The sequence below is a fragment of the Streptomyces sp. ICN903 genome, assembly GCF_022015835.1.
Classification (GTDB): domain Bacteria; phylum Actinomycetota; class Actinomycetes; order Streptomycetales; family Streptomycetaceae; genus Streptomyces; species Streptomyces fenghuangensis.
Map to the genome: position 1 here is coordinate 1 of NZ_JAKMAY010000367.1, position 4,988 is coordinate 4,988.

Genomic DNA, 4,988 nt, shown 5'->3' on the forward strand with positions numbered 1-4,988 from the left:
GCCTGGAACCCCCGTGCCGCCCGCCCCTGCCGGGGGGACGGCGGCGCGCCGGCGGCGGCGCTGCGGCAGCCCGTTGGCGTTCCGCTCGACGGCGGCCGGTTCGCCGTCCGCGTCCGCCCCGGCGATGGACCGGGCCGCGGGCGGACGCGCCGCCGGGTGCGCGGGCACGGGCGGCCCGGCCATGGCCTGCCGCCGGGTCACCGGTCCGGGAGGACGGCCGCCGACCCGGGCATAGGCCTCCATGGGCAGCGCGGTGAGCAGGTCGTGCGGGACGAAGACGACCGCGCGCACCCCGTCGCAGGTCGAGGGCCGCAGGGAGATCCGCAGCCCGAGGCGGCCCGCCAGGACGCCCGCCACACGCAGGCCCATGCGGGCCGTCTCGCCGAGGTCCTCCAGGTCCAGCCCGTTTCGCGCCTGGGTGAGCAGGAACTCGGCGTGCCGGCGGGTCTCCTCGGTCAGGCCCACCCCCTTGTCCTCGATGGAGACCTCGATGCCCGAGGCCACCTCCTCGGTGTTGACGACCACCTTGGTGCTGGGCGGCGAGTAGCGGGTGGCGTTGTCCATCAGCTCGCTGAAGACCAGGCTCAGCGGTTCGACCGCCGGGCCGAGCACCGCGATCTCGGCGACCCGGTGCAGTTCGATGCGCAGGTACTCGGCGATGGGGGCGCTGCCCGCGCGCAGCACGTCGTAGAGGGAGACGGGCTTCTGCCACTGGCGCGCCGGGCTGCCGCCGCCGAGGACGGCCAGACTGGTGGCCACGCGGCCGGCGACGTTGACGCCGTGCTCCAGGTGCATCAGGTCGCCGAGGATCTCGGGGGCCGGGTGCTTGAACTGCATCCTGCGCAGGTCGGCCTGGAGACGGTGGATCTCGGCCTGGATGCGGCAGGCGATGTTGACGATCGCGCGGCGGGCGGAGTCGCGCTGGAACTCGCGGTCCTGGACCGCCCTCACCACGGTGTTGGTCAGCTTCTCGTGGGCGGTCACCAGCCGCGGGTCGGAATCGGCGGGGTGCAGCGAGGGGGGCAGTACGTCGCCGGGCACCTCGCCGCGCTGCACGGCCTCGACGACGGGCGGCATGACCTCCAGGCAGTAGTGCTCCAGGTCGGCGAGCTGGCGTTCCGCGCGCAGGTGGGCGGCGGTGATCTCGCGGCCCCGGCGGACCACCTCGTAGGCGGCCGCGGCCACCGCGAGCGTCGCCGCGGCTCCGCACCAGGCGACCGCGGCACGGGCCGGGGCGGTGACGGAGATCGCGGCCAGGGCCGCGCAGGCGGCCACCAGTACGGGGGAGGCGAGCCACAGGCCCCCGGGAGAGGGGCGTCGGCCTCCCGTCAACGAGCCGGCGGGCTCCATGGGCATCCTCTGGGACGTTGGGGTGGACGGTGGGACGGGCTGTGCTTCGGGACGGCTGTGCTGTGCGGTGGCGCGGCTGACGTGCCCGGGGCATGTACCCGCGGCATACGCCACTCGCGGGGAGGGGGAGATCCGGCCCCGTCGGCCCCCCGGCCACCCCGCTTCGGGGCATGGCGGCGCCGAGGCACCGCACGCGGCGGCGACCCCCTGTGACGGGAGTGCCTCGCTGCGTGACAGGGAGCATAGGGGCATCCGGTGAGCCGTCGCAGAGACTTGACAAACACCGTGTGAATATGCGGCGACACAGTGGGTGATCATGCGGGCGTTACGGCCCGAGCCTGCGTGTTCGTTCCGCTTTGGGCGGGTGCACACACCGCCAGCCCCTGGCCAGGACCGGATATCCGTTCCATCACCTGCCGGGGTGACGGCCGCACGGTCCGCGGCCTTCCGGAGGAGCACGGGAAAACACGGGAAAGTACGGAAAGCGGCCCCGCCGGAGGTGTCGGATGGTGCAGTGTGCGGTCATCCTCTCCGTGGGACGACAGGGGGGCGAGGATGAGCAGTTTCGGTACGCACCGGGCCCGTGTGCACGACGCGGCGCGGCCCGCGCACCGCCGGCTGAGCGATCTGCGGACGTGTCTGCAGCACTTCGCTCCGTACGGCTTCCGGGCGACGTACCACCATCTGCGCGGGAGCGCGGGCATACCGGGCAGGCCCGAGAGGGATCCGGATTCGCTGGTGCGGGCCGTCGAGGAGCTCCACGCGGCCCGGCAGGTGTGGCTGGCCGCCGAGGCCGCGTACGCCGGGCGCCGGGTGCGCGAGAAGCGCGCGGGCAGGCGGCAGCCCGGCCGCGCCGAGGCCTGGCAGGCGCAGCGGCGCCGGTGGCACGGCCTGGCCTACTGCCCCGATCCCCGGCGCCATCCCGCCGAGCCGCTGCCGGTGGTGGTCCGCCGTGTGCTGTGCGCGCGGCCGCCCGTCCGGCCGGAGCCGGGCGGCACGCCGGTGTGCTGGGTGTGTACCGAGCCGGCCGGCACCGAGCTGTGGCGCGACGGCTACTGGACGTACACGCTGTGCGCGGGCTGCGGGGTCGGCCTGCGCCGGGACTGACGCGCCTTCAGGCCGGCCGGGCCCCGGCCGCGCGGAAGCGGCGCAGCAGTTCGCGGGCCGGTTCGCTCTCCCCGTCGAAGGCGGGCGACCCCCGCACTCCGCCGGGTCCGAGGACCAGCGCGGCGTGGCAGCGGAAGCAGAGGGCGATGTCGCGGACGCCTCCGCCGGCGGTGTGGAGACGCAGGCCGTAGCGGGGGGGGGCGAAGCAGCGCATCCGCTCCCCGGCGGGCAGGGCGGCGACCAGGCCCAGGAGTTCCGCGGCCTCGTCGCCGTCCCACAGATCGGGCTCCTCGCCCGGCACCGTCCGCGACCACGAGGCGTGGCCGAGGGGATCGCCGACGCGGAGGGCCTCGACGAGGACCACCGGCTCGCCGAGCCGGTCCGGTACGGGCGCGAAGGGGGTGGGCGACCGCACGGGGGACATACTCTCCAACGCCCGTCCGGCCCTGGGTCAGCGGTCGTCGAGGCGGGCCTGCGCCGCCGCGAGGATCTCCGTCACCCGCACCCCGAACCGTATGTCGCACGGGTGCGGCTCACCGGTGCGGGCCGAGGTGATCAGGGCGTCCACGGCACACCCGAGGGCGGCGACCGCGTCCGTCTCCCCGTCCGGCAGCTCCACCACGCCCGCGGTGCCGCGCAGTTCCACCCGGGTCACGGACGCCGCGGGCGCGACGGCGAGGCCGAGCGCGCAGGTGCTGGAGGCTCCCGAGGTGTGGCTCAGGGCGAGCTGGACGGTCTGCCCGGCGCCGCGGACGGCGGCCACCGCCCCGTCGAGGCCGGCCACGTCGCCGAGCACCGGCAGCAGCATGGACAGGGCGTGCGGACCGACGTCCCACAGCCCGCCCTTCTCCCGCCGCCAGGGCGAGTCGGCGAACGGGCTGGGCTCGGCGCCCTCGGCGAAGATGCCGCCGAGCCAGTCGGCGCGGCCCAGCTGCCAGCCGCCCGTCCGCTTCTGCTCCTCCAGCCATGCCGCCGTCTCGGGGCGGAAGCGCAGGGTGAAGAAGACGACCGAGGCCACCTCGGCCGCCTCGGCCGCGCGGGCGATGTCGCGGGCGGCGGGGACGGTGGTGGCCACCGGCTTGTCCAGCAGCAGGTGGCGGCCGGCCTCGGCGGCCCGTACGGCCAGGGGCGCCTGTATGTCCGGGGGGAGCGCCACGGCGACCGCGTCGCAGTCCTCCAGCAGCGCGTCCACGTCGTCGTAGGGCCGGCCGCCGAACCGTTCGGCGATCTGGGCCGCCGCCTCGGGCCTGCGGCCCCACACCCCCGCCAGCTCGGCGTCGGGGTGGGCGAGCAGTGCGGGGCCGTAGGCGAGTCGGGCCCAGGGGCCGGTGCCGAGCAGGCCGAATCTCATGTCGCGGTGTCTCCTTGGCTGTGCGGGTGGCCGTACCGGTCGCTGCACCGGTAAAGACGGGTGAGGGCGCCGCCAACCATGCCAGACGGCGGCCCGCGCCCGACACCCCGCTCGGGCCGGGGACGGAGGCGCGCGGGCGGGCGGAGGCACGCGGGCGGGCCGCGGGCTCGCCCGTAAGGGGCCGGCCGCCCCGCCCCGGCGGTGCTTCGCGCGAAATCGGGTACCCGGCCCCGCATGGCAGTGCGACATGTGTGGGTGAACAGGAAGCCCGAGAGGGTGTGGAGCGTCCTCGGCGACGCCGAGCAGTACCAGAAGTGGGTCGTGGGCACCCAGGAGACCCATGAGTCCGAGGGCCACTGGCCCGAGGTGGGCACGACCCTGCGCTACACGATCGGCATGGGGCCGCTGACCGAGCGCGGCCACACGATCGTGCGCATCTGCGAGCCGCCCGGGCAGCTGGAGCTGGAGGCGTCGGCGGGGCGGCTGGGCACGGCCCGCATCGCCATCACGGTGAAGCCGTGGGGCGAGGGCTCGCTGATCACCATGGACGAGCACCCCCTGCGCGGCGCGGTGGCCCAGCTGCACACCGCGCCCATGGACATGGTGCTCCAGCTGCGGCACCGGCTGATGCTGTCGCGGCTGCGGAACGTGGTGGAGTCCGGCCGGAGCGAGGCGGACCGGGAAGCGGGGAGGCACGCGTGACGGACGGACGCACCGGGGACCGCGCCGCAGACCGGCCCGAGGAGGGGGCCGGCGACCGGCCCGACCGGGCGCACCGCCGCCCGCCGGGTGTGGACGACGCCACGGTCGAGGCCGTCGGCAAGGTCACCGAGGCGCTGGAGGCGACCGAGCGGGCACGCGGCCACCTGTACTCCTTCCACCAGATGACCGGCCGCTCCGACCTGCTGCTGGGCGAGGCGGTGGAGTTGCTGCGCGAGGCCGGACACACCGGGGAGGCGGAGCTGCTGGAGACCGAGGTGCTGGGCCGCAACGTGATCCCGGGCCACTGGACGTTCCAGATCGTCGAGGGCTACGACTCGCACTACTACAAGCCGTTCGCACAGCTGGAGGAGTTGGTGCGCGACCGGCTGACGGGTGGCCTGAAGCACCTGTACGAGGCGGAGATGAAGGAGGCCCGGCGCACCCACGGCCACCCCGCCCACACCGCGCGCCCCGACAC

Annotated in this window: 6 protein-coding genes; 3 read left to right on the plus strand and 3 right to left on the minus strand. The window is 75.4% G+C overall.

Annotated elements, in window-relative coordinates:
* A partial coding sequence (locus L7D48_RS25705) for an ATP-binding protein (RefSeq protein WP_237882990.1) occupies positions 1–1,350 on the minus strand: 1,350 nt, incomplete at its 3' end.
* A gap of 555 nt (positions 1,351–1,905) precedes the next feature.
* Between L7D48_RS25705 and L7D48_RS25710 the strand changes: the two genes are divergently transcribed.
* Positions 1,906–2,457, plus strand: coding sequence for a hypothetical protein (locus L7D48_RS25710; protein ID WP_237882992.1), 552 nt, complete (start codon positions 1,906–1,908; stop codon positions 2,455–2,457).
* 7 nt (positions 2,458–2,464) lie between these two features.
* On the opposite strand, the gene L7D48_RS25715 is transcribed toward L7D48_RS25710, so the two are convergent.
* The gene (locus tag L7D48_RS25715) at positions 2,465–2,872 is read right to left on the minus strand and encodes a hypothetical protein (protein WP_237882994.1); all 408 of its coding nucleotides are present in this window, start codon (positions 2,870–2,872) and stop codon (positions 2,465–2,467) included.
* 36 nt (positions 2,873–2,908) lie between these two features.
* Entirely contained in the window at positions 2,909–3,808 is a 900-nt protein-coding gene (locus tag L7D48_RS25720; protein ID WP_237882996.1) for a Gfo/Idh/MocA family protein, read from the minus strand.
* Positions 3,809–4,042: 234 nt separating this feature from the next.
* Between L7D48_RS25720 and L7D48_RS25725 the strand changes: the two genes are divergently transcribed.
* Both L7D48_RS25725 and L7D48_RS25730 read left to right on the plus strand, forming a co-directional pair.
* Positions 4,043–4,510 carry an SRPBCC family protein gene (locus tag L7D48_RS25725; protein ID WP_237882997.1) on the plus strand — a complete coding sequence of 156 codons (468 nt, stop codon included), beginning with the start codon at positions 4,043–4,045 and terminating at the stop codon, positions 4,508–4,510.
* The coding region (locus L7D48_RS25730; protein ID WP_308312336.1) for a hypothetical protein at positions 4,507–4,988 on the plus strand (482 nt) is incomplete at its 3' end. The genes L7D48_RS25725 and L7D48_RS25730, both read left to right, overlap by 4 nt.